Raw genomic sequence first — 24,509 nt, 5'->3', positions numbered from 1 at the left:
AGCCCCTCTCCCTAACCCTCTCCCGGAGGGAGAGGGGACCGACCGCGTTGATGCGGGATTCAACTCAATGCTTTCAGACTGCCGAGATTCTTGAAAATCCCCCAATCGGCTCCCTCTCCCTCCGGGAGAGGGTTGGGGTGAGGGCGAGCCTGCGGATTAGCGAATCTGATCCACGCGCACACGGATCGGCTGCTGGGTCTTGGCCGTCAGGTCGACACTGTTGCGCTCGGTGTTGATAAACAGCAACTGGCCGTTCTCTTCAATCCGCGCGCTGATTGCGTAAGTGTGGCCGGGTTTGATTTGCGCCGGGTCATAGGTCAGGTGGAAAGGCAGTGGCACCTGGCCTTTTACCGGGCCGCTCTGTTTGGCCAGTGTTACCGCTGGCGCGTCGGCCAGAGACACATCCTGCAGGCTCACTTCCAGTGTAGCGGTAGGTGGCAGGGCGATACGTTGCAGGTAGAACACTTCACCGTCGAGGGACGCTTGCGGGGTCGAGGTCATGGAACTACAGGCTCCCAGCAGGGCGGTCAGGCTCAGTAAAAGTAACTATTTCATAGGGCAGACTCCGTTTCTTTTCCTGTGTAAGACATTTCACACTGGAGAATGGAAGGGATTCTAGCAATGAACTTGCCTTTGAAGCGGCAAACCTGTGCCTGACAACCGCTGCTGTTTCAGTGGGTTATTCAGTCAGAGGTTCATCCTGGGATTCGTCAGGGGGGTTGTTGTGGCTGGCGGGTTGGATGCCGTTGCCACCGTGGACGCTGCCATCGGGATTCTGAACATGCCAGGGCGTGCCAGCATTACCCCTGGTTTCAGGAGAGGGGTGTTCGGAGGGGGTTTTGTTGTCTTGGGTCATTTCCAGACTTCCTTATCGTTGGTTTGCTTTGGATGTGTGCCGAAATCTTCGGCACACATCCAAGGCTAGTCGCGGATTGGAAGGCTGAAACCGGTTGAGACGTTTCAACTCAACTTTGCAGGATTATCCCACGCTCTCGGAAATATCCGCGGCATCTTCACTGCGGTGCAATGCCACCTGGCGAATGGACAGGCGGATTTCCGCAGGCAACACGCGCTTGGCGGCCCCTTCAGCCAGTTCACCGAGCAATTCGTGGTAGCTCAGCTTGCCATTGCTATCGCGGCGCAACACGTCCTCTTCAAGCAAGGTCTGGATAAAGTGCCGGAACAGGCTCTTGTCGAAGAATTCCGGGGCGTTGAGCCCATGCAGAATCGACAGGCGCTGGGCCATCATGGTGCACAGGTCTTCCAGTTCTTCGGCGCTCAGGGTGTTCTGGCCGCTGTTGAGCAGCAGGGATATGGCCATGTAAAAGCGCTGCAGGGTTTGCGCAATGCTTTTGGACAGCAGCGTCAGCAATACAAAGTGTCGCGAGCTTGGCGCAGGGCGCAGGTACACGTCTTTTTCGAACCGTAGCAACCCTTGCTCGACAAAGGCTTCAAGCCATTGATCGACCACTCCGTCGAGTTCTTGCTCGGACCAGCGGATAAACAGTTCCGATTGCAGGTACGGATACAGCGCATGGGTGTAGCGCAGGATCTGTTCGCGGCTCATGCGCGAAGTGCTCTGGAAGAAGCTGGCGAGCAATGATGGCAAGGCAAAGATATGCATCACGTTGTTGCGGTAATAAGTCATCAGTACCGCGTTCTGCTCATCCAGATAGAGGATCTTGCCCAGCGCATCGCTTTGCTCGGCCAGCAGATTCATGTCTTTGACATGCTTGATCAGCGCCGGGCCATCGCCTTCGGGCAAGGTGGTGTACGGCGAGTAAGGCACACGGCGCAGCAGGGCCAGATAGAGGTCCAGTACCCGGGCCATGGCTTGCTCATCCAGGGCCAGGCGGGTAGTGGACAGCAAGGCCAGTGCCACCAGGTTTACCGGGTTGATGGCCGCCGCTTCATTCAGATGCCGGGCAACCTTTTCTCCCAGGCGGTTGGTGGTCTGGCTCAGCCATTCAGGGCGGTAGGACGGTGCAAGCTCCTGCTGACGCCAGCCCGGCTGCTCCTGCTCAAGAAACTCGGCCAGCTTGATCGGCTCGCCGAAGTTGACTGCGACCTGACCGAACTTCTGTTTTTTCAGCGCACCGATCACTTTGAAAATGTCAAAAATCGACTCTTTTTTCTTGCTGGCGCCGCGCAGCTCACCCAGGTAGGTACGGCCTTCAAGAACGCGTTCGTAACCGATGTACACGGGTACGAACACGATCGGCGTGCGTGATGAACGCAGGAAACTGCGCACGGTGATGGCCAGCATCCCGGTTTTCGGTTGCAGCATGCGTCCGGTGCGCGAGCGGCCACCTTCGACGAAGTACTCAACCGGGAAACCCTTGGTGAACAGGGTGTGCATGTATTCGTTGAACACCGAGGTGTACAACGGGTTGCCCTTGAAGGTGCGGCGCATGAAAAATGCCCCGCCACGGCGTAGCAGCGGGCCCAGCACCGGCATGTTCAGGTTGATCCCGGCGGCAATGTGCGGCGGGGTCAGGCCGTTGCGAAACAGCAGATAGGACAGCAGCAGGTAGTCGATATGGCTGCGGTGGCACGGCACATAAATGATCTCATGGCCCTGGGCGACCTTTTGCACGCTCTCGATCTGGTTGACCTTGACCCCGTCGTAAATCTTGTTCCAGAACCAGCTCAGCAGTACTTCAAAAAAACGGATCGCGGTGTAGGTGTAGTCCGAGGCGATTTCATTGGCGTAGCGCAGCGCAAGGGCACGGGCCTTGTCGGGTGAAATATTCTCGCGCTCGGCTTCATCGAGAATCGCCTGGCGCACGGAAGGCTCGTTGACCAGGCCCTTTACCAGCGTACGCCGGTGCGACAGGTCGGGGCCGATGGTCGAGATTTTCAGGTTGCGAAAGTGCACCCGTAAAATGCGCTGGGCCATGCGCACGGTGCGTTCGTGGCCCTTGTTGAGGTCGACCAGCTCTCGCATATGGATAGGGGCCGAGAACTGCACGCGGGTTTTACGGCCCAGAATCAGGATGCGCAGCATGCGCCGCAAACGCCCGGTCACGGCCCAGCTGTCGGCGAACAGCAGTTTCCAGGGGCTGGACTCGCTGTCGGGGGACTGGCCCCAGAATACGCTGACCGGGATGATTTGCGCGTCTTCCCCCGGGTGCTGGCTCAAGCCGTCAACCAGTCGGGTCAATACCGGCGGTGCGCCACGCTTGTCCTGACGCCCCAGCCAGTCCGGCTCGGGGGTCAGGTAGAAGAAGGCAGCTGGCTCTATCATCTCGCCTACGGCAACTGGCAGCACCGGGCGCGGCAGGCCGGCTTTGGAGCACTCGGCGTCGACAACGGCCAGCTCGGTCAGCGAGGGCGATTGCAGTACATAGAACACCGGTCGGCTGCGATCCAGGTTCAGGGTCAGCGAAGACTGGTTGATGGTCTCCGAGCGCACCCACAGGTACAGCAAGCGACGCAGGGCGCCAAATACAAGGCGGCGGAATGGGGAGGGGGTCATACGGCTTCTGCGTTAGTGAATTAAACGAGCGTTTACTCGGTCGGGTAGTTTGCAGTATCAGCGCAAAATCGGCAAAAAAGCGCTGAACTAATATTGATTGAGTGTTTTTTTGCCTGACCTATACTCGGTGGTCTTTCGCGATACTGCGTCAGACAGAGTTTTGCAGAGTCAGGTTCAAACGATAGTTCTCAAAGGGCCAGTTAACGAGCCCGATCAATAATAAAAAGGGGGGATGTTCCATGACTGCACGTGTAACGGGCAATGTGAAGTGGTTTAACGACGCAAAGGGCTACGGCTTTATCCAGTGCGAAGACGGGGCTGATGTGTTTGTGCATTACCGTGCCATTCGCGGTGAAGGCCATCGCAGCCTGGCCGAAGGTCAGCAGGTCGAATACACCCAGGTCTCGGGCGCCAAGGGCCTGCAGGCCGAGGATGTAGTGGGGTTGTAAGGCACTGCTTGCCCTCCCTGTGGGAGCGGGCTTGCTCGCGATTGCATCAGCGCATGTGCACATAGACACCGCGTCGGTCGCATCGCAGGCAAGCCAGCTCCCACAAGGGATCTATGGCCGGTCCGAATCAGGAACCGGTTTTCCAGGTGATTTCTTCCTGGCCGTCTTCGCTGATGCGGATCCAGCGGTCGGCGTCTGCCTCGCCCTGTTCTTCAACCCAGCTGCCCGGCGCGCAGCGCACTTCGATGTGCAATGCCTCAAAAGCAGCCTTGGCGCAGGCGATGTCGTCTTCCCACGGCGTCTGGTCACTGTCCAGGTACAGGCTATTCCATTTGCCTACAGCTTTTGGCATCCAGGTTACGGGCACGTTGCCGGCCATGCACTTCCAGGTTTCGCCTTTCTTTTTCCATTCCGTGCACGGTCCCAGCACGTTTGCCAGCCAGGCTTCGACGTCTTTGTAAGTGACGGCTTCTTTCAGGTAAATCTCGATATCGGGTTGGCGCATGGATGTCCTCACTGCGTGTCTGAAAAATCCATTCGCGGATTAGTCGGGCCAAGGGCATGTGCCCCTGGCCGTAAAATGGGTTATTGAAGTACGAAGTAATCGTAGCGCATCGACACGGTCACCACTAAAGGCTCGGGGTGCTCGATGACCTCGGCGCGCCGCTCGGCACTGGCACGCCAGCCGTGAGGGGTCATGGCCAGCAGGTTGGCGCGATCCTGGGGTTCGCTCAGGCTGAGGGTGAACTCCAGTGTTTCACTGTGCTGTAGCGACATGCCTTCGGGCACCAGGGCCAGATGCTTGTCGTCGGCGTAATCCCGGACTTCGTCGTACAGGCGTTCGCGCAATTCCATCAAGTGACCGCGGGTCGGGCCTACACGCATCAGGCCGCCACCGGGGGTGAGCAGGCGCTTGGCTTCGAGCCAGTCCAGCGGGCTGAACACACTGGCCAGGAACTGGCAGCTGGCGTCAGCCAGTGGCACGCGGGCCATGCTGGCGATCAACCAGGTCAGTTGCGGGCTGCGTTTACAGGCACGCTTGACCGCTTCGCGGGAGATATCCAGCGCGTAGCCATCGGCGTTGGGCAGCGCGTCGGCGATTTGCGCGGTGTAGTAACCCTCGCCACAGCCGATGTCGAGCCAGCGCTGCGGCGCGCGTTCGGCGGCCAGTTCGGCCAGGCGTTTGGCCACAGGGGCGTAATGCCCGGCGTTAAGAAAGTCGCGGCGGGCTTCAACCATAGCCTGGTTGTCGCCTGGGTCACGGCTGTTCTTGTGTTGCACCGGTAGCAGGTTCAGGTAGCCCTGGCGGGCACGGTCAAAGCGATGGCCGGCAGGGCACACCACACCATTGTCTGCCGCGTTGAGCGGCTCGGAGCAGATCGGGCAGGCGAGCATCAGGCGAGCAACTTGATCAGGGTCTGATAGTAGATTTCGGTCAACACGTCGAGATCGCTGGCCAGCACCCGTTCGTTGACCTGGTGAATGGTCGCGTTGACCGGCCCCAGCTCTACCACCTGGGTGCCCAGGGTCGCGATAAAGCGACCGTCGGATGTGCCACCGCTGGTGGAAGCCTTGGTTTCGCGACCGGTCACCTGCTTGATGCTCGACGACACGGCATCCAGCAGCGCCCCCGGCTCGGTCAGGAACGGCAGGCCGGACAGCGCCCAGTCGATGTGCCAGTCCAGGCCGTGCTTGTCCAGGATGTCCGCGACGCGCTTTTGCAGGCCCTCAACGGTGGACTCGGTGGAGAAGCGGAAGTTGAACACTGCAACCAGATCACCCGGGATGACGTTGGTCGCGCCTGTGCCTGAGTTGAGGTTGGAAATCTGGAAGCTGGTTGGCGGGAAAAAGGCATTGCCGTTGTCCCAATGCTCGGCGGCCAGCTCGGTCAGCGCAGGCACGGCCAGATGAATCGGGTTCTTGGCCAGATGCGGGTAGGCCACATGGCCTTGAACGCCGCGAACGGTGAGCTTGGCCCCCAGAGAACCGCGACGGCCGTTCTTGACCACATCACCCACCAGGGAAGTGCTGGACGGCTCACCGACGATGCACCAGTCCAGACGCTCGTTACGTGCGGCGAAACGTTCGATCACGGCCTTGGTGCCGTGATGGGCCGGGCCTTCTTCGTCACTGGTGATCAAAAATGCGACCTTGCCCTTGTGGTCCGGGTAGTCGCAGACAAAGCGTTCAGCGGCCACCAGCATGGCTGCCAGGCTGCCTTTCATGTCGGCCGCGCCACGGCCGCAGAGCATGCCGTGCTCATCGATCAGCGCGTCGAACGGGTCGTTCTGCCAGGCCTGTACCGGGCCGGTCGGTACCACGTCAGTGTGGCCGGCGAAGCACAGCACCGGGCCTTCGTGTTTGCCGTGGGTGGCCCAGAAGTTGTCGACGTCTTCGATGCGCATCGGCTCAAGCATGAAGCCGGCATCGCCCAGGCGCTGCATCATCAGCTTCTGGCAGTCAGCGTCGATCGGCGTCACGGAAGGGCGACGGATCAGATCGCAGGCGAGTTGCAGGGTCGGCGAAAGGTCGGCGTGGGCCGTCATGGTAGGGACTCCGAAGCGGGACACAAGGCACAAAAGGGCGGTTATCTTAAAGCAAAACGGCGGCCAGAGGCCGCCGTTTAGTGGTTGCAGTCGATTTATGCAGCGGGTTGCTCTTGTGCTTCTTCGACCGGTTTAGGCAACGAAGACATAAAGGCCATGATCAGCGCTGCCAGATACGGCAACGATTGCACCAGCAGCATCACCACCCAGAAACGCATGTCGTTGCTCGGCAGGCCTTGTACGAAGAAAATCCCCACAGCCGCGCCCCAGAGCAGCAGCATGATGAACACCTCTTCGCGGGCTTCCGAGATCGCTACCCAAAAGCCGTGGTTATCGGCGTTTTTAGGCGTCCGGAAGAACGGGATGCTGGTGGTGAAGAACCCGTACAGCACGGCTTTGGCGATGGTGTGGGACAACGCCAGCCCGGCCAGTGCCGCGGCGAAGGCGTCCTTGAGGTTGACCCCCACTGCACGGCGGTACAGGAAAATGATCTTGCCCACCTTGAACACAAATAGCGCCAGTGGCGGAATGGCGAAAATCAACAGTGGCGGGTCGACCCGCGTTGGCACGATGATCATCGCCGCCGACCACAACAGGGCACCGACAGTGAAGAAAATATTCATGCCGTCGGCCACCCATGGCAACCAGCCTGCGAGGAAGTGATAGCGCTGGCCACGGGTCAGCTCCGTGTCTTTGCCCAGCAACAGGCTGGAGGTGTGACGCTTGATAATCTGAATCGCACCGTAGGCCCAGCGGAATCGCTGTTTCTTGAAGTCGATAAAGGTATCGGGCATCAGGCCCTTGCCATAGCTGTTGTGGGAATACGCGGCGGAATACCCTTTTTCAAATACCCGCAGGCCCAGCTCGGCGTCTTCACAGATGCACCAGTCTGCCCAGCCCAGTTCTTCGAGCACTGAACGGCGGGTCATGGTCATGGTGCCGTGCTGAATGATCGCATCGCGGTCGTTACGGGTGACCATGCCGATATGGAAAAAGCCCTTGTATTCGGAGTAGCAGAGCTTTTTGAAGGTGCTTTCGTTCTGGTCGCGGTAGTCCTGTGGCGATTGCACGATGGCGATTTTCGGGTCGGCAAAGTGCGGCACCATATGCTTGAGCCAGTTGCGGTCCACGCAGTAATCAGAGTCGATCACGGCAATCACTTCGGCATCCGGCGCGGTATGCGGGATCAGGTAGTTCAGCGCGCCGCCCTTGAAACCGGCCAGGGGCGCGACGTGGAAGAACTTGAAGCGCGGGCCGAGGGTGGCGCAGTAATCGCGCACCGGCTCCCAGACTGCCGGGTCCTTGGTGTTGTTGTCGATGATCAACACTTCGAAATCGGGGTAGTCGAGGTTGGCCAGGGCGTCGAGGGTCTGTTTGACCATCTCCGGCGGCTCGTTGTAGCACGGCACATGGATCGAGACTTTCGGACGGTAGGCATCGTCGGCTTCTACCGGTAAAAACTCCCTTCGCCGCTTGCGAATCCATACTGCTTCGGCCAGTTCATGGGCCTCGGTGAGCAGCACGATAAACACCCCGAGCGCACCTAAGCCAAGCAGAAAGCCCACAGTCAGGCTGAACCAGGTGCTGTATTGCTGGCTGTAGTCATAGGCGATCCACACCAGCACCGAGCCGCAGAGGAAAGCGGTAAAGGTCAGGAAGGTGCGGCCACGCTGGCGCAGGGCGGAACCGTCGATCAGCAGCAGTGCCAGCGACAGCAGGCCCATGACCACCGAGCCGATGGCCAGTACGCGCCACTGTGGAATCGCCACCACCGGCCCCTCAAAATTGAATTTTTGCTGGCGGGCAGCGTTGTACACGCCCCAGTACGCGCCCACTGAACCTTCGTCGCTGGCCTTCCACGGCTGGTCGAAGGCTTCGATCACAAAATAGTTGTAGCCCCGGCGGTTGAGGGTATTGACCAACGTACGCAGATAAATCGCCTGGTCGGCCGGGGTAGCGTCAGCGCCACCGCGCATGCGGCCATTGCTCGGCCAGCCAACTTCCGACAGCAGCAGCGGTTTTTTCGGGAACATTTTTTTCAGGTCGCGGGCACGGTCCAGGACGAATTCGCCGGCCTTGTCCACCGGGATAAATTCCCAGTAGGGCAGGATGTGCGCGGCGATCAGGTCAACGTGCTTGGCCAGTTGCGGGTACTTTTCCCAAATATGCCATTGCTCGGACGTGGTGACCGGCACCTTGACCGCGGCGCGCACCCGATCCAGCAGCACGATCAGGTCTTCGGGCGTGATTTCTTCGCGGAACAGGGCTTCGTTGCCCACCACAACCCGCACCACGCTGCGTGAGTTGTTGGCCAGCTCGATGGCTTTCTGGATTTCCCGCTCGTTGCGCTCCAGATCAGGGCTGATCCAGATCCCGATGGTCACGCGCAGGCCGAATTCTTCGGCCAGCTTGGGAATGTCGCCCAGGGTGCCGTCAACCGAGTAAGTCCGGATGTTGTCGGTCAGCTTGCTGATGATTTCCAGGTCGCGACGCATTTCGTCGTCGGTCGGGTACTGGTCTTTCTGTGGGTACTGGCCTTGCTGGAACGGCGAGTACGAAAAACCGGAGATTTGCTCGGGCCAGTTGGGCGCAGAGACCGGGCGATTGATCAGCGCCCAGAAGCCTGTGAAGAGCGCGGCGATGGCCAGGACCACCACCAGATTGAGTCCAAATTTACGCGATGACATAACTATTTCGGGTTCCAAAGGGAGTGGAACGAAGATCGGTCGGCGGGTGCCAAACGGCGCGCATCCTACACTGTGCTTTGACCAATCGTATAGCGGACGGAATTGAGTCTGGCGTTTGGCACTTACAGCCGACTTAAGTTCTTTCTTTATTAGTTGTAGCTCTTATCTTCTTCCGTAGCAGGCTATTAAAGCAGGCTTGGTCGCATAGCTTGTAGGAAAGATACTCAATGCAATGTAAGAACCCTATAATGCGCGCCGGTTTTTGGGGTGTTGGTCATGAGTACAGAAGATCCACGTTTTGCCGGTGTAGCCCGGTTATATGGGCTGGAAGGCCTTGAACGACTGAAGGCGGCGCATGTGGCGATCGTCGGTGTAGGCGGCGTCGGGTCGTGGGCAGCGGAAGCGATTGCGCGCTGCGGCGTCGGCGAAATTTCGCTGTTTGATCTGGATGACGTGTGCGTCAGCAACAGCAACCGCCAGTTACACGCCTTGAGTACGACCATTGGTCGGGACAAGGTTGAGGTGATGGCCGAACGCCTGCGTCAGATCAATCCTGACTGCAAGGTTCATGAGGTGGCCGATTTCGTGACGCGCGAAACCATGGCCGACTACATCACCCCCGATATTGATTGCGTGATCGACTGCATCGACAGTGTGAATGCCAAGGCGGCGCTGATTGCCTGGTGCAAGCGGCGCAAGATACAGATCATCACCACCGGTGGCGCGGGCGGGCAAATTGACCCGACGCTGATTCAGGTCTGTGACTTGAACCGTACCTTCAATGACCCTCTGGCCTCCAAGGTGCGCTCGACCTTGCGCCGCGATTATGGATTTTCGCGCACCATGACCCGTCACTACAGCGTGCCGTGTGTGTTCTCCACCGAGCAGCTGCGCTACCCAAAGCCGGACGGCAGCATTTGCCTGCAGAAGAGTTTTGTCGGTGACGGGGTGAAGCTGGACTGTGCTGGCGGGTTTGGCGCAGTGATGATGGTGACGGCCACCTTCGGCATGGTGGCGGCGACCAAGGCGGTGGACAAGATCGTGGCGGGCGTGCGCCGGCCTTCGGAGAAGGTAAAGCCTGCACCACAGGAATAAGGCTCGCCTCGGACCTGGCCTGTGGGAGCGGCCTTGCTCGCGATAGCACCGGCGCGGTGTTTCAGATAAACCGAATCGCCCGCATCGCGAGCAAGCCCGCTCCCACAGGGGGCGGCAATGGTCAGGCTGCCAATTCCCGCATCCGCACCAGCACCGCATTGAGCCCATTGCTGCGCGATGGCGACAACTGCCGGCTAAGCCCCAATTGCTCGAACCATCCTGGCAAATCGACCTGCAGCAGCTCTTGCGTGGTCAAGCCGTTCACCCGCACCAGCAGCAACGCCACCAGCCCGCGAATCAGTCGCGCTTCACTGCTGGCCGCAAACTGCCATTGGCCATCGACCTGTTTGCCCACCAGCCACATCTGGCTTTCACAGCCATGCACCCGGTTGGCGTCGGTTTTGTCGGCCTCGCTGAGTTCCGGCAATCGCTGGCCCCATTGCATCAGCAGGCGTGCACGCTGTTCCCAGCCGGTGCAATGCTCAAAGCTGTCGAGCGCCGCCTGGGCGTCGGCGGGCAGGGTCATTGCAGCAACTCCAGCGCCTGATCGAGGGCGAGGAAAAAACGCTCCAGATCTTCTGAGTCATTGTATAGCGCCAGCGAAACACGGATGGCACCAGCCAGACCAAGGCTTTTAAGCAGTGGCATGGCGCAATGATGCCCGGCGCGAACGGCAATCCCCTGTTCGGTCAGCAGATGGGCCAGATCGGCGTTGTGGACGCCCTCGACTACAAAACTGACCAGGGCCAGTTGCGGGGCGCCCAGCAGACGAATGCCCTGGCGCTGCTGCAAACCCTCGACGAGCAATCGGTGCAGTGCTGTTTCGTGGGCCTGGACTGCGCCCTGGTTGAGGTTGGCCAGATAGTTGAGGGTTGCCCCCAGTCCGATCACGCTGGCAATCGGCGGGGTACCAGCTTCAAATCCCAGCGGTGCCGGGCGAAAGGTGGCGTGCTGATAGTCGGCGTCCTGCACCATCTCGCCGCCAAACTGCCAGTGTTGCATGCGGGCCAGGGCTTCATGACGGCCAAACAGCACGCCCAGCCCGTCGGGGCCATAGAGCTTGTGGGCGGAAAACACATAGAAGTCACAACCCAGCGCCTGAACGTCCTGGCGACCGTGGACAACACCCTGGGCGCCGTCAACCACGGTCAGTGCATTCTGTGCCCTGGCCAGCGCCAACAGTTCGGGCAGGGGCTGCCACACACCAAGGACGTTGGATAACTGGCTCACGGCCAACAGGCGAGTGCGCGGGGTGATCAGGCGTGCGGCGGCCACGAGGTCGATCACGCCGTCGGCATCCAGTGGCAGTACCACCAGGGCCAGCTTTTTACGCTTTGCAAGTTGCTGCCACGGCAGCAAGTTGGCGTGATGTTCCAGGGCGCTGATAACGATTTCATCGCCCGTATTGAATTGGTGCTCCAGGCCGTAGGCCAGAAGGTTCAGCGCTGACGTGGCGCCGTGGGTGAACACGATTTGCCCGCACTCGCCGGCATTGAGCCATTGCGTCACTTTGTGGCGGGTGTTTTCGAATGCCTGGGTCGCGTGGGCGCCCGGCAGATGTTGGGCCCTGTGTACATTGGCTGCGCCGTTGGCGTAGTAATGCGTCAGTGCGTCGAGCAGGGCTTGGGGTTTTTGCGTGGTGGCAGCGCTGTCCAGATACGTCTGGTCCTGACGTTGCAAGGCGGCGATGGCGGGAAAGTCAGCGCGCCAGGGAGAAGGCAAAAGCATGGTGTTCGGGCTCTGTTGACGAGGCCGGAAGCCGGCCCCGTCAGTTGCAGACAGACGCTTAGTTGTGAGCGTGCAGTGCTTCGTTCAGCTCGATGGCCGACTTGTGGGTTTTGCATTCCACAGCGCCGGTTTCCGAGTTGCGGCGGAACAACAGGTCAGGCTGGCCAGCCAGGTCACGGGCCTTGACCACTTTGACCAACTGGTTGTTTTCGTCCAGCAGGGCCACTTTGGTACCTGCGGTCACGTACAGGCCGGACTCGACGGTGTTGCGGTCACCCAGCGGGATGCCGATACCGGCGTTGGCGCCGATCAGGCAGCCTTCGCCCACCTTGATCACGATGTTGCCACCGCCCGACAGGGTGCCCATGGTCGAGCAACCGCCACCCAGGTCCGAACCCTTGCCGACAAACACGCCTGCCGATACACGGCCTTCGATCATGCCCGGGCCTTCGGTACCAGCGTTGAAGTTGACGAAACCTTCGTGCATCACGGTGGTGCCTTCGCCGACGTAGGCGCCCAGGCGGATACGTGCCGCATCAGCGATGCGCACACCGGCCGGAACCACGTAGTCGGTCATTTTCGGGAACTTGTCGACCGAGAACACTTCCAGCAGATCGCCACGCAGGCGCGCTTCGAGTTGACGCTCGGCCAGTTCGCCCAGATCGATGGCGCCCTGGCTGGTCCATGCCACGTTTGGCAGCAGCGGGAACACGCCCGCCAGGCTCAGGCCGTGGGGCTTGACCAGACGATGGGACAGCAGGTGCAGCTTGAGGTAGGCCTCTGGCGTCGAGGTCAGAGTAGCGTCTTCGGCCAGCAGGGTGGCAACCAGCGGCTTGTGGCTTTCGGCCAGGCGGGTCAGCAGGGCAGCCTGGGCGGCGTCGACCGGTTTGGCGGCTTCAGCCATCTGTGCGGCTTGGGCGGTAGTAAAGGTGATTGCCTGATTGCCACCGGTGTAGCCCAGAATCGGTGCGATGGCTGCAATCAGCTCGGCCGATGGATTGACCAGGGGTTGTGCGTAGAACACTTCCAGCCATGCGCCTTGGCGGTTTTGGGTGCCGACGCCGAAGGCTGCGCTGAACAGGGTAGTAGACATGCAATTACCTCTTACAAAAATAAATGGGCGGGCGCTTACAGAAGGGCCGCCGCATAAAGATCTGGCTTGAAGCCAATCAGGGTTTTGTCACCGAGATCGAGCACCGGGCGCTTGATCATCGAGGGTTGGGCGAGCATCAGTTCAATGGCTTTGGCTTGGTCGAGATCGGCTTTGCGTTCGTCGTCGAGCTTGCGAAAGGTTGTACCGGCGCGGTTGAGCACCACTTCCCAGCCGTGCTCATTGCACCAGCGGGTCAGGTGTTCACGGTCAATGCCGCTGCTTTTGTAGTCATGGAAATCGTAGTGCACTGCATGTTCATCGAGCCAGGTGCGAGCCTTTTTCATGGTGTCGCAGGCTTTGATGCCGAAAAGGTGCAACGTCTTGCTTGAATCGGTCACGGAAATTGCCCCCCCTTTGGAGATGCGGTAAATGAGCAGTCGCGGATTATGCCATGCGCAGCGCCCTTGGGCGTGATTGGCTGCGAGCTTGGCACAGACTTGTGACATGTCGTCGCACTGCTACTTTTGTTCAGGCTCGGCTTTTACGGTTAGACGCTACTATGGAGCGCAATGGGAAATTGTTGCTATTTATTTAGTTTAAAACTGATCGTTCGGGAACTCTGCTGATATGCAAACCGCCTATACCGTCCTTATCCTGCTGATGCTGGTGGGGATTTCGCGTCTGTTGGGGCGTGTCATACCTCTGCCTTTGCCGCTGGTGCAGATTGCTGCCGGTGCCGTACTGGCCTGGCCGACACTGGGCCTGCATGTGGCGCTGGAACCTGAGCTGTTCCTGTTTCTGTTCTTGCCGCCGCTGCTGTTCTCGGATGGCTGGCGCATGCCCAAGCGTGAGTTCTGGCGCCTGCGCGGGCCGATTCTGACCCTGGCAGTAGGGCTGGTTTTGTTTACGGTGGTGGGTGCGGGTTATTTCATCCATTGGCTGTTGCCGACCATCCCCTTGCCGGTGGCATTTGCCCTGGCAGCAGTACTGTCACCCACTGATGCGGTGGCGGTATCGGCCATTGCACAGAATCGCTTGCCCGCACCCTTGATGCACATGCTGCAAGGCGAGGCGCTGATGAATGACGCCACGGGCCTGGTGACCTTCAAGTTCGCCCTGGTGGCTGCCATTACCGGGGTGTTTTCCCTGGCCAATGCCAGCCTGACCTTCATCTTGGTGGCCTGTGGCGGGCTGGCCATTGGCGTCGCCCTGAGCTGGCTGGTGGGGCGTTTGCGCGCGTGGATGATCGCCCGTGGCTGGGATGACCCGGCCACCCATGTGGTGTTTATGTTGCTGCTGCCTTTTGCCGCCTATGTACTGGCCGAACGCTTGGGTGCTTCGGGCATCCTGTCGGCGGTGGCGGCGGGGATGATGCAGAGCTGGCTGGACCTGTTGCCGCGTCAGACCAGCACCCGCCTGCTTAATCGCAGTGTGTGGTCGCTGCTGGAGTTTGCCTTCAACGGGTTGATCTTTTTGCTGTTGGGCCTGCAATTGCCGGACATCATCAAGGCGGTGGTCAGCCACGAAACGACTCTGTGGCCGACCTTGATGTATCGCTGCCTGGATGTGGTGGCGATTTTTCTGGTGCTGCTGGCGCTGCGCTTCATCTGGGTGCAGAGCATCTGGCGGCTGTCCGGCCTGTTGCGCCGCTGGCGTGGCAAGGGCGAGCTGACGATGGTGCCGACAGCCCGCTCCTGCTGGCTGCTGACCGTGGGCGGGGTACGCGGTGCGGTGACCCTGGCGGGCGTGATGTCGGTACCGCTGCTGGTCAGCGAGGGTTTGAATTTTCCTGAGCGTGATTTGCTGATCTTTATTGCTGCCGGGGTGATTTTGCTGTCGCTGGTGGCAGCCTGCATCGCCTTGCCGGTGTTGTTGCGCGGTATTCCAAAAAGCCCGGACGATGCCATGCGCAAAGAAGTGCGCGAAGCCTGGCGGCGCACCGCAGAAGCGGCGATTCACGCGCTGGAAGCAGAAGAGGTGGTGGAGGCCGATGGTCAGCAGGATGCGGCCCAGGCGGCTCTGGCGGCTGAGCTAAAGGCGCGGATCATGTCTGAGTACCGTCATCAGCTTGAGGTGTACAACGACTCGGCGGAGGCCCAGGCACTGGCTTCGCAAATGGACCAGCTGGAAAGCCGTTTGCGGCTCAAGGCACTGCGGGCGCAGCGGCTGGAACTGTACAGCTTGCGCCGCCATCACGAAATCGGCGACGACGCCCTGAGCGAAATCCTCAAGGACCTGGACTTGAGCGAGGCCAACCTGGGAACGGTGAAATAACCCAGCTTTATGTGGGAGCGGGCTTGCTCGCGATGGCATCGCAGCGGTTCGTCTGGCAGACCGCATCGCTTGCATCGCGAGCAAGCCCGCTCCCACAGGGGCGGTTTAGCCGCGGCGCTGGATAAAGTCGCGGATCCGCCCGGCGGCTTCCACGCACTCAGCCAGTGGCGCAACCAGGGCCATGCGTACGCGACCAGCGCCGGGGTTGAAACCGTCTACTTCGCGGGACAGATAAGAGCCCGGCACTACGGTGACGTGCTCTTGGGCAAACAGGTCGCGGCAGAATTCGGCGTCGTCGCCTTCAACCCTGGGCCACAGGTAGAAGCCGCCATCCGGGCGCTGCACATCCAGTACCGGGGTTAAAATCTCCAACACCGCATCAAACTTCTCGCGATACAGGTCACGGTTGCTACGTACGTGGTCTTCGTCGTTCCAGGCGGCAATGCTTGCCAGCTGGGTTTGTACCGGCATTGCGCAGCCATGGTACGTGCGGTACAGCAGGAACGCCTTGAGGATGTCGGCATCGCCGGCCACAAAACCGGAACGCAAACCCGGCAGGTTGGAGCGCTTGGACAGGCTGTGGAACACCACGCAACGCTTGAAGTCTTCACGGCCCAGGGCCACACAGGCGCTGAGCAGGCCGACCGGTGGTGTCTTCTCGTCGAAGTACAGCTCGCTGTAGCACTCGTCTGCGGCGATCACGAAGTCGTGTTCGTCGGCCAGTGCGATCAGTTTTTTCAGGGTTTCAAGCGGGATCAGCGCACCGGTCGGGTTACCCGGCGAGCACAGGAACAGGATCTGGCAGCGTTTCCAGGTGTCGACGGATACGGCGTCGAAATCCGGGTTGAACCCATGCTCGGCCAGGCACGGCAGGTAGTGCGGCTGAGCGCCTGCCAGGAAGGCGGCCCCTTCATAGATCTGGTAGAACGGGTTCGGGCTCACCACCAGAGCGTCGTCACCACGGTTGACCACGGTCTGGGTGAAGGCAAACAGGGCTTCACGGGTGCCGTTGACCGGCAGGATATTGCGCGCCGGGTCAAGCCAGCCTTTTGGCACGTTGAAACGACGCTCGGCCCAGTCGGCGATAGCTTCGCGCAGCGCCGGGATGCCCAGGGTGGTCGGGTAGACCGCCATCTGGTCGAGGTTGTCAGCCAGTGCCTTGGCCACGAAGTCCGGCGAGCGGTGCTTGGGTTCGCCAATCGACAGCGCGATCGGGCGCTTGTCGGCGTTGGGCTGCACGCTGCCAAGCAGGGCGCGCAATTTTTCGAACGGGTAAGGCTGCAGCTGGTTTAGAGCGTTGTTCATGGGGTGCGGGTCTCACTCGGCGGCGGTTAAATGCTCAGGCGCCACGGTTCTGGGGTTGAATCCTGGTTGACCGTCAGTTGCTCGACGATCGCTTCCTGCAAACGCATGCACAGCTGCGGGTCGGACAGCGGCTGGTTGTTTGCATCGGTAATGAAAAAGACGTCTTCGACGCGTTCACCCAGGGTGGCAATCTTGGCGTTCTGCAGCGACAGATCAAACTCCAGAAAGATCATTCCGATGCGAGCCAGCAGACCCGGGCGGTCGGGGGCGCTGAGCTCCAGCACGGTCACCGGGCGCTGGGCGTCGTTATGGATCGTGACCTGGGGCGCAAAGGCAAAGTGCTTGAGCTGGCGCGGCACGCGGCGCTGGATGATGGTCGGGTAGTCGTCCGGGTTGCGCAGGGCTTCGGTCAGCCCCTTACGGATTTTTTCGATACGCGCCGGGTTGTTACCAATCGAGCCGCCATCGTTGTCGAGCACGATATAGGTATCGAGGGTGAACTGGCTGCTGGAGGTGATAATGCGTGCGTCATGGATGTTCAGGTTGAGCTGGTCCATGGCGGCCACTGTCACGGCGAAGAAGTCGTGCTGGTCGGGTGCATAGATGAAGATCTGCGTGCCGCCCTCGAACTCGCGCTGGGTGGTTTCCTTGATCAGCACCAGCGGGCCGCCATCGGCAGGCTGCTGCAGGATGGCTTCGGTATGCAGGGCCACGTCGGCAGAGGAGTGTCGCAGGAAATAGTCGTCGCCCAGCTGTGACCAGAGCTGTTCCACGTCATCCTGGTCGGTACCCCCGCGCACCAGAATATCCAGCGCCGCACTTTGCGTCTGGCGGATCTGTTCTTCGCGGTCCACCGGGTTTTCCAGGCCTCTACGCAAGGCACGCTTGGTCTCGGTGTAGAGCTGGCGCAACAGGCTGGCGCGCCAGGAGTTCCACAGCGTCGGGTTGGTGGCGTTGATATCGGCGACAGTCAGCACATAGAGGTAGTCGAGGTGGGTTTCGTCCACCACAATCTGGGCAAAATCATGGATGACCTGCGGGTCGGACAGGTCCTTGCGCTGGGCGGTGGTGGACATCACCAGGTGGTTTTGTACCAGCCACACGATCAGGCGCGTGTCCCACTGCGGCAACTGATGACGGATGCAGAACGCTTCTGCATCCACGGCACCGATTTCGGAATGGTCGCCGTGGCGGCCCTTGCCGATATCGTGGTACAGCCCGGCCAGGTAGATCAGCTCGGGCTTGGGCAGCTTGGCCATCAACTTGCTGGCGAGCGGGAATTTCTCCGATACCTGGGTGTATTGCAGCTTACGCAGGTGTTTGATCAGGTTCAGGGTGTGGGCATCGACCGTATAAATGTGGAACAGGTCATGCTGCATTTGCCCGACGATAAAACCAAACTCGGGCAGGTAACGGCCCAGGATGCCGTAACGGTTCATCCGGCGCAGGTTGCGGTGGATGCCGATCTTGCACTTGAACAGTTCGATAAACAGGCTGGTGTTGCGGATGTCTTTGCGGAAATCTTCGTCGATCAGGTAGCGATGTTCGCGTAGCAGGCGGATGGTGTCGGCCCGCACGCCCTTGATCTCGGGGTGCTGTGCCATCAGCAGGAAGATTTCCAGCATGGCGAAGGGGGTGCGCTTGAACACGTGGTCGCTGGTGGCTTCGATATAGCCATCGTGCAACTGGAAGCGCGAGTTCAACGGGGTTGGCGGCGCTTCGTCCTCGGGGGCGAGAATCACTTCTTCGAAGTGCTGGATGATCAGGTCGCTGAGCTGGGCAATGCTCATGACCACCCGGTAGTACTGCTGCATGAAATTTTCGATGGTCTGCTTGGCGTCTTCGCCGGCAAAGCCGAGCAGTTCGCCGATGCTGCGCTGGTGGTCGAACAGCAGACGGTCTTCGGCACGCCCGGCAAGCATGTGCAGGGCGTAGCGCACCTTCCACAAAAATTCCTGGGACGAGGCCAGCAGGGCGTGCTCGCTTTCTACCAGAAAGCCTTCGCCGGCAAGGGCGCGCAAATTCAGGGTGCCGTACTGGCGGCGGGCTACCCACAAAATGGTCTGGATATCGCGCAGGCCGCCGGGCGAACCCTTGACGTTAGGCTCCAGGTTGTATTCGGTGTCATTGTACTTGTGGTGGCGGGCCTTTTGCTCGGCGCGCTTGGCCAGGAAAAACTCCTTGCTGGGCCACATGTGGGCGGTGCTGGTGACGTCCAGCATGCGCTGGCGCAAATGCTCGGGGCCCGCCACGGTGCGGCTTTCCATCAAGTTGGTGATGATGGTCAGGTCGGCGCGGGCCTGCTCTGCGCACTCATCCACCGAGCGCACGCTCTGACCTACTTCCAGGCCTATGTCCCAAAGAAGTGTCAGAAAACGCTCAATGGAATCACGGAAAACTTCGTGATCTGCGTTGTCCAGCAGGATCAGCAGATCGATGTCGGAATAAGGGTGCAACTCGCCGCGGCCATAGCCGCCGACGGCGACCAGCGCGATGTCGGCCTCAGCGCTCCAGCTGAACTGGTCCCACGCCTGTTGCAGGATGTTGTCGACGAACCATGCACGGTCTTCGATCAGGCGGCGAATATCACGCCCCTTTTTGAAGCGTTCGTCGAGTACCTCCCGAGCCTGGCGGATCGCCTTTTTGAAAGCGGCAATGGGGCTCGCCTTTAATGCCAGCTCGGCCTGGAACTGGCCGCGGTCAAAAAGTTCTGGATCCACCTGCGGCATCGATTGGCATTCCTGTGCTGGGTTTTACGGGCTAAACGGTGAAAACACGCAAGTTTCAGGCCGAAACGCGGGGGATGGTGTCATCGCTGCGCAGGGTGAAAATTTCGTAACCGGTGTCGGTGACCAGCAGGGTGTGTTCCCACTGGGCAGACAGCTTGCGGTCCTTGGTGATGGCGGTCCAGCCGTCGCCCAGCACCTTGGTGTCGGCCTTGCCCTGATTGATCATCGGCTCGATGGTGAAGGTCATGCCGGCCTTGAGCTCCATACCGGTGCCAGCGCGGCCGTAGTGCAGGATCTGCGGCTCTTCGTGGAATACCTTGCCGATACCGTGGCCGCAGAACTCGCGTACGACAGAAAAACCGTTCTTTTCAGCGTGCTTCTGGATCACTTCGCCGATATCGCCCAGGCGGCAGCCCGGTTTAACGATTTCGATAGCCTTGTACATGCATTCCTGGGTCACTTGCGACAGGCGCTCGGCCCATACCGGAACCTTGCCGACGTGGAACATGCGGCTGGTGTCGCCGTGGTAGCCGTCCTTGATCACGGTGACGTCGATGTTCAGGGTGTCGCCGTCCTTCAATACCTTGTCGCCCGGGATGCCGTGGCATACCACGTGATTGATCGAGGTGCAGATCGACTTGGGAAAGCCTTTATAGTTGAGCGGGGCAGGGATGGCCTTTTGCACATTGACGATATAGTCATGGCAGATGCGATCCAGCTCTTCAGTGGTGACGCCGGGTTTTACGTACTCGGCGATCATTTCCAGGACTTCGGCGGCCAGTTTGCCGGCGATACGCATTTTTGCGATGTCCTCTGGGGTTTTGAGGGTGACGGTCATTCGGGCTCTCTTCGCGCGTTGGCGCTCATCATCAGGATTGCGGGCGTGCTGTGAATCGCGGCACGCCGTCATAAAAGTACGATTCTAACAGACGGTCGGCGTTAGTCGTGGGCCTGTAGCCATCGCTTCTCTTAATAGATAGGAGCATCCTGGTTCTATTCCAAGGCCCCGCGCGAATAAGGTAAGCGGCCGAAGCCCGCGCTTTTGATTTTTTCGCCCTTCGTGAGGCCGAACCTTCGTGAGGCCGAATAGGTATGTACTCGGTAGTTTTAAATGGCATTGCGCGTACATATCCAGCATTTGTGTCTAACTGAGACTATGGTTTCGACCTTACGTCGAGTCCCTTTTGGAAGGACCCAAAAGGAACCAAAAGGTCCTCGCCCCATCGTACGGCCTTCGCTGCGCTCAGGTTCCCTCGCTCCGGCTCTGCTCCGTGGGCCCGCCGCCACGGGCCATCCATGGCCCATCGCGGCTCTCCCGGCATCCATGCCGGTCGACCCACTCCGCAGAACCTCCTCTCGGCCTCCCGGGAGGGCAGGCAGATCAAAAGCACTGCGCCCCGAGGCGGCCGACCGGCCGGCCTGTTCGGTCAATTCAGAAGCGGCCCTGGCCCAGGTGTCAGACTTGTTGTGTTGTGCGGCCGTCTGGCTCCGACGCTGTTATGGGCTTGCTCGGTGTTTGGAATATTTTGCTGGTGGAAGTGGTATTGTTGGACAAGAAGCAAGAGCAAGCTAGGCGTAAGCCCTTGCAGGGCAACGCTTTAGCAATAAAGTCTGAATTCACACTTCGTTTTTAATGCATCTTGTGGTATAAAATGCGCCGCTTTGCGGGTATAGCCCGCAGAGCACAAACCCACACACGTGTCGACACGATGACCTGGGTGCCTTCAGCTTTGAAGCTGCTGGTTGGTCGTTGGGATACGTGGAGGCCTAACCCGACTTATTAAGGAACTATCATGTCCCAAGTCAACATGCGCGATATGCTGAAGGCCGGTGTGCACTTCGGTCACCAAACCCGTTACTGGAACCCGAAGATGGGTAAATACATCTTTGGCGCGCGTAACAAGATCCACATCATCAACCTTGAAAAAACCCTGCCAATGTTCAACGAAGCTCTGACTTTCGTTGAGCGCCTGGCCCAGGGCAAAAACAAGATTCTGTTCGTCGGCACCAAGCGTTCCGCTGGCAAGATCGTTGCTGAAGAAGCAGCACGTTGCGGTTCGCCGTACGTGGATCACCGCTGGTTGGGCGGCATGCTCACCAACTTCAAAACCATTCGTGCTTCGATCAAGCGTCTGCGTGACCTTGAAATCCAGGCAGAAGACGGTACTTTCGCCAAGCTGACCAAGAAAGAGGCGCTGATGCGCACTCGCGATCTGCAGAAGCTGGATCGTAGCCTGGGTGGTATCAAGGACATGGGCGGTCTGCCAGACGCTCTGTTCGTTATCGACGTTGACCACGAGCGTATCGCGATCACCGAAGCTAACAAGTTGGGTATCCCGGTAATCGGCGTTGTCGATACCAACAGCAGCCCAGAAGGTGTTGACTACATCATCCCGGGTAACGATGACGCAATCCGCGCTATCCAGCTGTACATGGGTGCGATGGCTGATGCTGTGATCAAAGGCCGTAACCACGTTGCTGGCGGCACCGACGTTTTCGTCGAAGAAGCTCCAGCTGCAGCGGTAGTTGAAGGCTGAGTAATTAACGCCTAGCGTTTACTCAGTACGCAAAAAGGGGGCTTGGCCCCCTTTTTGCCACCTCGAAATCCATTTGTTGTAACCCTGTTTGTTGTATCTGTATCAGATGGCGACCTGCACGGTTGATTCGGGGTGCGCTTCAAACGAATTGAACGCCCGTTCGGTCGGGTGGAATGGTTGAAAACCTATCCAAGAGGAATTTTGAAATGGCAGAGATTACTGCAGCGTTGGTTAAAGAACTGCGTGAGCGTACTGGCGAAGGCATGATGGACTGCAAGAAAGCCTTGACCAAGGCTGGCGGCGACATCGAAAAAGCCATTGATGACATGCGTGCTTCGGGCGCCATCAAGGCAGCCAAAAAAGCAGGTAACGTTGCTGCTGAAGGCGCTATCGCAGTTAAAGTTGCAGACGACAACAAGTCGGCTGTAATTCTTGAAGTCAACTCGCAAACCGACTTCCTGGCTCTGCAAGACGACTTCAAAAAATTCGTTGCTGACAGCGTTGAAAAAGCGTTCGCTGACAAACTGACCGACGCAGCTCCGCTGATCGCTGCTCAAGAAGCTGATCGTCTGGTTCTGGTTGGTAAAGTAGGCGAGAACGTCAACATCCGTCGTCTGGCCCGCATCGAAGGTGACGTTGTTGATGCTTACCTGCACGGCAACAAGATCGGTGTTGTTGTAGCTCTGAAAGGCGGCAACGCTGAGCTGGCTCGTGACATCGCCATGCACGTAGCTGCAAGCAACCCTGAGTTCCTGCTGCCTTCGCAAGTTTCCGCTGATGCCATCGAACGCGAAAAAACCGTGTTCATGAGCCTCAACGAAGACAAGATCAAAGGCAAGCCAGCCGAAATCGTTGAAAAAATGGTTGCCGGTCGTATCAGCAAGTTCCTGGCTGAAGCCAGCCTGGTTGAGCAAGCGTTCGTCAAGAACCCGGAAATCAAGGTCGGCGATCTGGCCAAGAAAGCCGGCGCTGAAATCGTTTCCTTCACTTACTTCAAAGTAGGTGATGGCATCGAGAAGCCAGTTGACGACTTCGCTGCTGAAGTTGCTGCTCAAGTGGCTGCAAGCAAGCAATAAGACGGTTCTAAACTGTCGACCCGAAGAGGCTGCCCGCTCACGCGCGCAGCCTCTTTTCAAATGGGAGGGGATTTTTCCTTCTCGGCGGAACCGGTTTGCAAAATCGTGTTCCGATGGTGCTGCTGTGCAGTGCCACAGCTAGAACAAGCGCGGGTTGAAAAATGACCTCGCACAGATTATCTATAAAACGCGGCAGGAGAGATTCGCAATGGCTCAGCAGGGCAGTGGTTATCAAGCTCGCTATAAACGCATTCTACTCAAGCTAAGCGGCGAAGCCCTGATGGGCTCTGAAGAGTTCGGGATCGATCCCAAGGTGCTCGACCGCATGGCGCTGGAAGTGGGCCAACTGGTCGGCATCGGCGTTCAGGTAGGACTGGTGATTGGTGGTGGCAACCTGTTCCGTGGTGCTGCATTGAGCGCCGCCGGTATGGATCGTGTGACTGGCGACCATATGGGCATGCTGGCTACCGTGATGAACGCCCTGGCCATGCGCGATGCGCTGGAACGTGCGAATATCTCCGCCATCGTTATGTCGGCCATTTCCATGGTTGGTGTGACCGATCATTACGATCGTCGCAAGGCCATGCGCCACCTGAATGCCAAGGATGTGGTGATTTTCGCTGCAGGCACCGGTAATCCTTTCTTCACGACGGATTCGGCAGCATGCTTGCGTGCCATTGAAATCGACGCTGATGTCGTGCTCAAGGCAACCAAGGTTGACGGCGTGTACACCGCAGATCCATTCAAAGACCCGCATGCCGAGAAGTTCGATCATCTGACTTACGATGAAGTACTGGATCGCAAACTGGGTGTTATGGACCTGACGGCCATCTGTCTGTGCCGCGACCACAAAATGCCATTGCGTGTATTTAATATGAACAAGCCCGGCGCCCTGCTTAATATTGTCCATGGCGGCGCTGAAGGTACTCTGATCGAGGAAGGTCAACAATGATCAACGAAATCAAGAAAGACGCTCAAACGCGTATGCAGAAGTCGCTGGAATCCCTGGCCCATGCATTTGGCCAGATCCGTACCGGCAAGGCTCACCCGAGCATTCTGGGCAGCGTGATGGTGCCTTACTATGGCTCGGATACTCCGATCAGCCAGGTCGCCAACATCACCGTCAAAGACTCCCGCACCCTTCAAGTTGTGGCGTTCGAGCGCAACATGCTGGGCGCAGTCGACAAGGCCATCCAGAGCGCTGGTCTGAACCTGAACCCGACCAACCTGGGTGAGTTGCTGCTGATCTCCATGCCGGCCCTGACTGAAGAAACCCGCAAGGTTTTCGCCAAGCAGGCCCGTGATGCAGCTGAAGATGCCCGTATTGCCGTGCGCAATATCCGTCGCGACGCCTTGAGCCAATTGAAAGACCTGGTCAAGGAAAAGGAAATCAGCGAAGACGAAGAGCGTCGTGCTGCTGATGATATCCAGAAGCTGACCGACAAGGCCGTGGCGGATATTGAAGTTGCCACCAAGCAGAAAGAAGCGGACCTGATGGCCGTATAAGGGTCA

21 protein-coding genes are annotated in these 24,509 nt (G+C 59.1%); 7 read left to right on the top strand and 14 right to left on the bottom strand.

Translation table 11 applies throughout. The features are described 5' to 3' along the window. Window positions 1-156: 156 nt before the first annotated feature. The 3 genes from GHO42_RS14735 to plsB form a co-directional block, all read right to left on the bottom strand. Window positions 157-501, bottom strand: a complete 345-nt coding sequence (locus tag GHO42_RS14735) for a YbaY family lipoprotein (RefSeq protein WP_256670612.1) — start codon at window positions 499-501, stop codon at window positions 157-159. Between the two features lie 178 nt (window positions 502-679). Next, window positions 680-856: a hypothetical protein gene (locus tag GHO42_RS14730; RefSeq protein ID WP_153328079.1), complete on the bottom strand. Its 177-nt coding sequence runs from the start codon at window positions 854-856 to the stop codon at window positions 680-682. 123 nt (window positions 857-979) lie between these two features. Beyond that, entirely contained in the window at window positions 980-3,478 is a 2,499-nt protein-coding gene (plsB, locus tag GHO42_RS14725; RefSeq protein WP_095018176.1) for a glycerol-3-phosphate 1-O-acyltransferase PlsB, read from the bottom strand. Window positions 3,479-3,717: 239 nt separating this feature from the next. Here plsB and GHO42_RS14720 point away from each other — a divergent pair, with 239 nt between their 5' ends. Further along, window positions 3,718-3,927, top strand: coding sequence for a cold shock domain-containing protein (locus tag GHO42_RS14720; protein WP_095001295.1), 210 nt, complete (start codon window positions 3,718-3,720; stop codon window positions 3,925-3,927). A 127-nt stretch (window positions 3,928-4,054) separates the two neighbouring features. On the opposite strand, the gene GHO42_RS14715 is transcribed toward GHO42_RS14720, so the two are convergent. The 4 genes from GHO42_RS14715 to GHO42_RS14700 all read right to left on the bottom strand — a co-directional run bounded on the left by GHO42_RS14715 (window position 4,055) and on the right by GHO42_RS14700 (window position 9,160). Then, window positions 4,055-4,432: a hypothetical protein gene (locus GHO42_RS14715; protein WP_095001296.1), complete on the bottom strand. Its 378-nt coding sequence runs from the start codon at window positions 4,430-4,432 to the stop codon at window positions 4,055-4,057. Window positions 4,433-4,512: 80 nt separating this feature from the next. Further along, window positions 4,513-5,322 carry a putative RNA methyltransferase gene (locus GHO42_RS14710; protein WP_095018175.1) on the bottom strand — a complete coding sequence of 270 codons (810 nt, stop codon included), beginning with the start codon at window positions 5,320-5,322 and terminating at the stop codon, window positions 4,513-4,515. After that, window positions 5,322-6,473 (bottom strand): succinyl-diaminopimelate desuccinylase, encoded by a 1,152-nt coding sequence (gene dapE, locus GHO42_RS14705; RefSeq protein WP_095001298.1) that lies wholly within the window; start codon window positions 6,471-6,473, stop codon window positions 5,322-5,324. The genes GHO42_RS14710 and dapE overlap by 1 nt, the downstream gene beginning before the upstream one ends. A gap of 95 nt (window positions 6,474-6,568) precedes the next feature. Next, window positions 6,569-9,160, bottom strand: a complete 2,592-nt coding sequence (locus GHO42_RS14700) for a glycosyltransferase (RefSeq protein WP_095001299.1) — start codon at window positions 9,158-9,160, stop codon at window positions 6,569-6,571. A 276-nt stretch (window positions 9,161-9,436) separates the two neighbouring features. Here GHO42_RS14700 and tcdA point away from each other — a divergent pair, with 276 nt between their 5' ends. Further along, window positions 9,437-10,255 (top strand): tRNA cyclic N6-threonylcarbamoyladenosine(37) synthase TcdA, encoded by an 819-nt coding sequence (gene tcdA, locus GHO42_RS14695; protein WP_095001300.1) that lies wholly within the window; start codon window positions 9,437-9,439, stop codon window positions 10,253-10,255. A gap of 121 nt (window positions 10,256-10,376) precedes the next feature. Here the strand turns inward: tcdA and GHO42_RS14690 are convergent, their stop codons facing one another. Genes GHO42_RS14690 through GHO42_RS14675 form a run of 4 tightly spaced genes read right to left on the bottom strand, consistent with a single transcriptional unit; the run spans window position 10,377 to window position 13,474 of the window. After that, entirely contained in the window at window positions 10,377-10,781 is a 405-nt protein-coding gene (locus GHO42_RS14690; protein WP_095001301.1) for a SufE family protein, read from the bottom strand. Further along, window positions 10,778-11,983 carry an aminotransferase class V-fold PLP-dependent enzyme gene (locus GHO42_RS14685; protein ID WP_153328077.1) on the bottom strand — a complete coding sequence of 402 codons (1,206 nt, stop codon included), beginning with the start codon at window positions 11,981-11,983 and terminating at the stop codon, window positions 10,778-10,780. The genes GHO42_RS14690 and GHO42_RS14685 overlap by 4 nt, the downstream gene beginning before the upstream one ends. 58 nt (window positions 11,984-12,041) lie before the next feature. Further along, window positions 12,042-13,076, bottom strand: a complete 1,035-nt coding sequence (dapD, locus tag GHO42_RS14680; RefSeq protein WP_095001303.1) for a 2,3,4,5-tetrahydropyridine-2,6-dicarboxylate N-succinyltransferase — start codon at window positions 13,074-13,076, stop codon at window positions 12,042-12,044. A gap of 35 nt (window positions 13,077-13,111) precedes the next feature. Next, window positions 13,112-13,474: an ArsC family reductase gene (locus GHO42_RS14675; protein WP_095001396.1), complete on the bottom strand. Its 363-nt coding sequence runs from the start codon at window positions 13,472-13,474 to the stop codon at window positions 13,112-13,114. A gap of 229 nt (window positions 13,475-13,703) precedes the next feature. Between GHO42_RS14675 and GHO42_RS14670 the strand changes: the two genes are divergently transcribed. Next, window positions 13,704-15,350 carry a Na+/H+ antiporter gene (locus GHO42_RS14670; protein ID WP_095001304.1) on the top strand — a complete coding sequence of 549 codons (1,647 nt, stop codon included), beginning with the start codon at window positions 13,704-13,706 and terminating at the stop codon, window positions 15,348-15,350. Between the two features lie 105 nt (window positions 15,351-15,455). Here GHO42_RS14670 and dapC read toward each other — a convergent pair whose 3' ends face one another. From dapC to map, 3 genes are read right to left on the bottom strand one after another with little or no spacing between them, the layout of a single operon-like run. Beyond that, the gene (gene dapC / locus GHO42_RS14665) at window positions 15,456-16,655 is read right to left on the bottom strand and encodes a succinyldiaminopimelate transaminase (protein ID WP_095001305.1); all 1,200 of its coding nucleotides are present in this window, start codon (window positions 16,653-16,655) and stop codon (window positions 15,456-15,458) included. Between the two features lie 26 nt (window positions 16,656-16,681). Further along, a complete protein-coding gene (locus GHO42_RS14660; RefSeq protein WP_095001306.1) occupies window positions 16,682-19,384 on the bottom strand; it encodes a [protein-PII] uridylyltransferase in 2,703 nt (900 codons plus the stop codon). Window positions 19,385-19,439: 55 nt separating this feature from the next. Then, window positions 19,440-20,294, bottom strand: a complete 855-nt coding sequence (gene map / locus GHO42_RS14655; RefSeq protein ID WP_095001307.1) for a type I methionyl aminopeptidase — start codon at window positions 20,292-20,294, stop codon at window positions 19,440-19,442. Window positions 20,295-21,177: 883 nt separating this feature from the next. Here map and rpsB point away from each other — a divergent pair. The 4 genes from rpsB to frr all read left to right on the top strand — a co-directional run bounded on the left by rpsB (window position 21,178) and on the right by frr (window position 24,503). Then, complete coding sequence (gene rpsB / locus GHO42_RS14650; RefSeq protein ID WP_016781981.1) at window positions 21,178-21,921, top strand: 30S ribosomal protein S2; 744 nt, start codon at window positions 21,178-21,180, stop codon at window positions 21,919-21,921. Between the two features lie 206 nt (window positions 21,922-22,127). Beyond that, window positions 22,128-22,997 (top strand): translation elongation factor Ts, encoded by an 870-nt coding sequence (tsf, locus tag GHO42_RS14645; RefSeq protein ID WP_095001308.1) that lies wholly within the window; start codon window positions 22,128-22,130, stop codon window positions 22,995-22,997. A 208-nt stretch (window positions 22,998-23,205) separates the two neighbouring features. Then, the gene (gene pyrH, locus GHO42_RS14640; protein ID WP_003440426.1) at window positions 23,206-23,949 is read left to right on the top strand and encodes a UMP kinase; all 744 of its coding nucleotides are present in this window, start codon (window positions 23,206-23,208) and stop codon (window positions 23,947-23,949) included. Beyond that, complete coding sequence (frr, locus tag GHO42_RS14635) at window positions 23,946-24,503, top strand: ribosome recycling factor (RefSeq protein WP_016781983.1); 558 nt, start codon at window positions 23,946-23,948, stop codon at window positions 24,501-24,503. Before pyrH ends, frr begins: the two co-directional genes overlap by 4 nt. Window positions 24,504-24,509: the final 6 nt, after the last annotated feature.

The organism is Pseudomonas sp. FSL R10-0056, assembly GCF_009600105.1.
GTDB classification, from domain to species: Bacteria; Pseudomonadota; Gammaproteobacteria; order Pseudomonadales; family Pseudomonadaceae; genus Aquipseudomonas; species Aquipseudomonas bubulae.
This window is presented reverse-complemented; position numbering and strand designations above follow the sequence as displayed.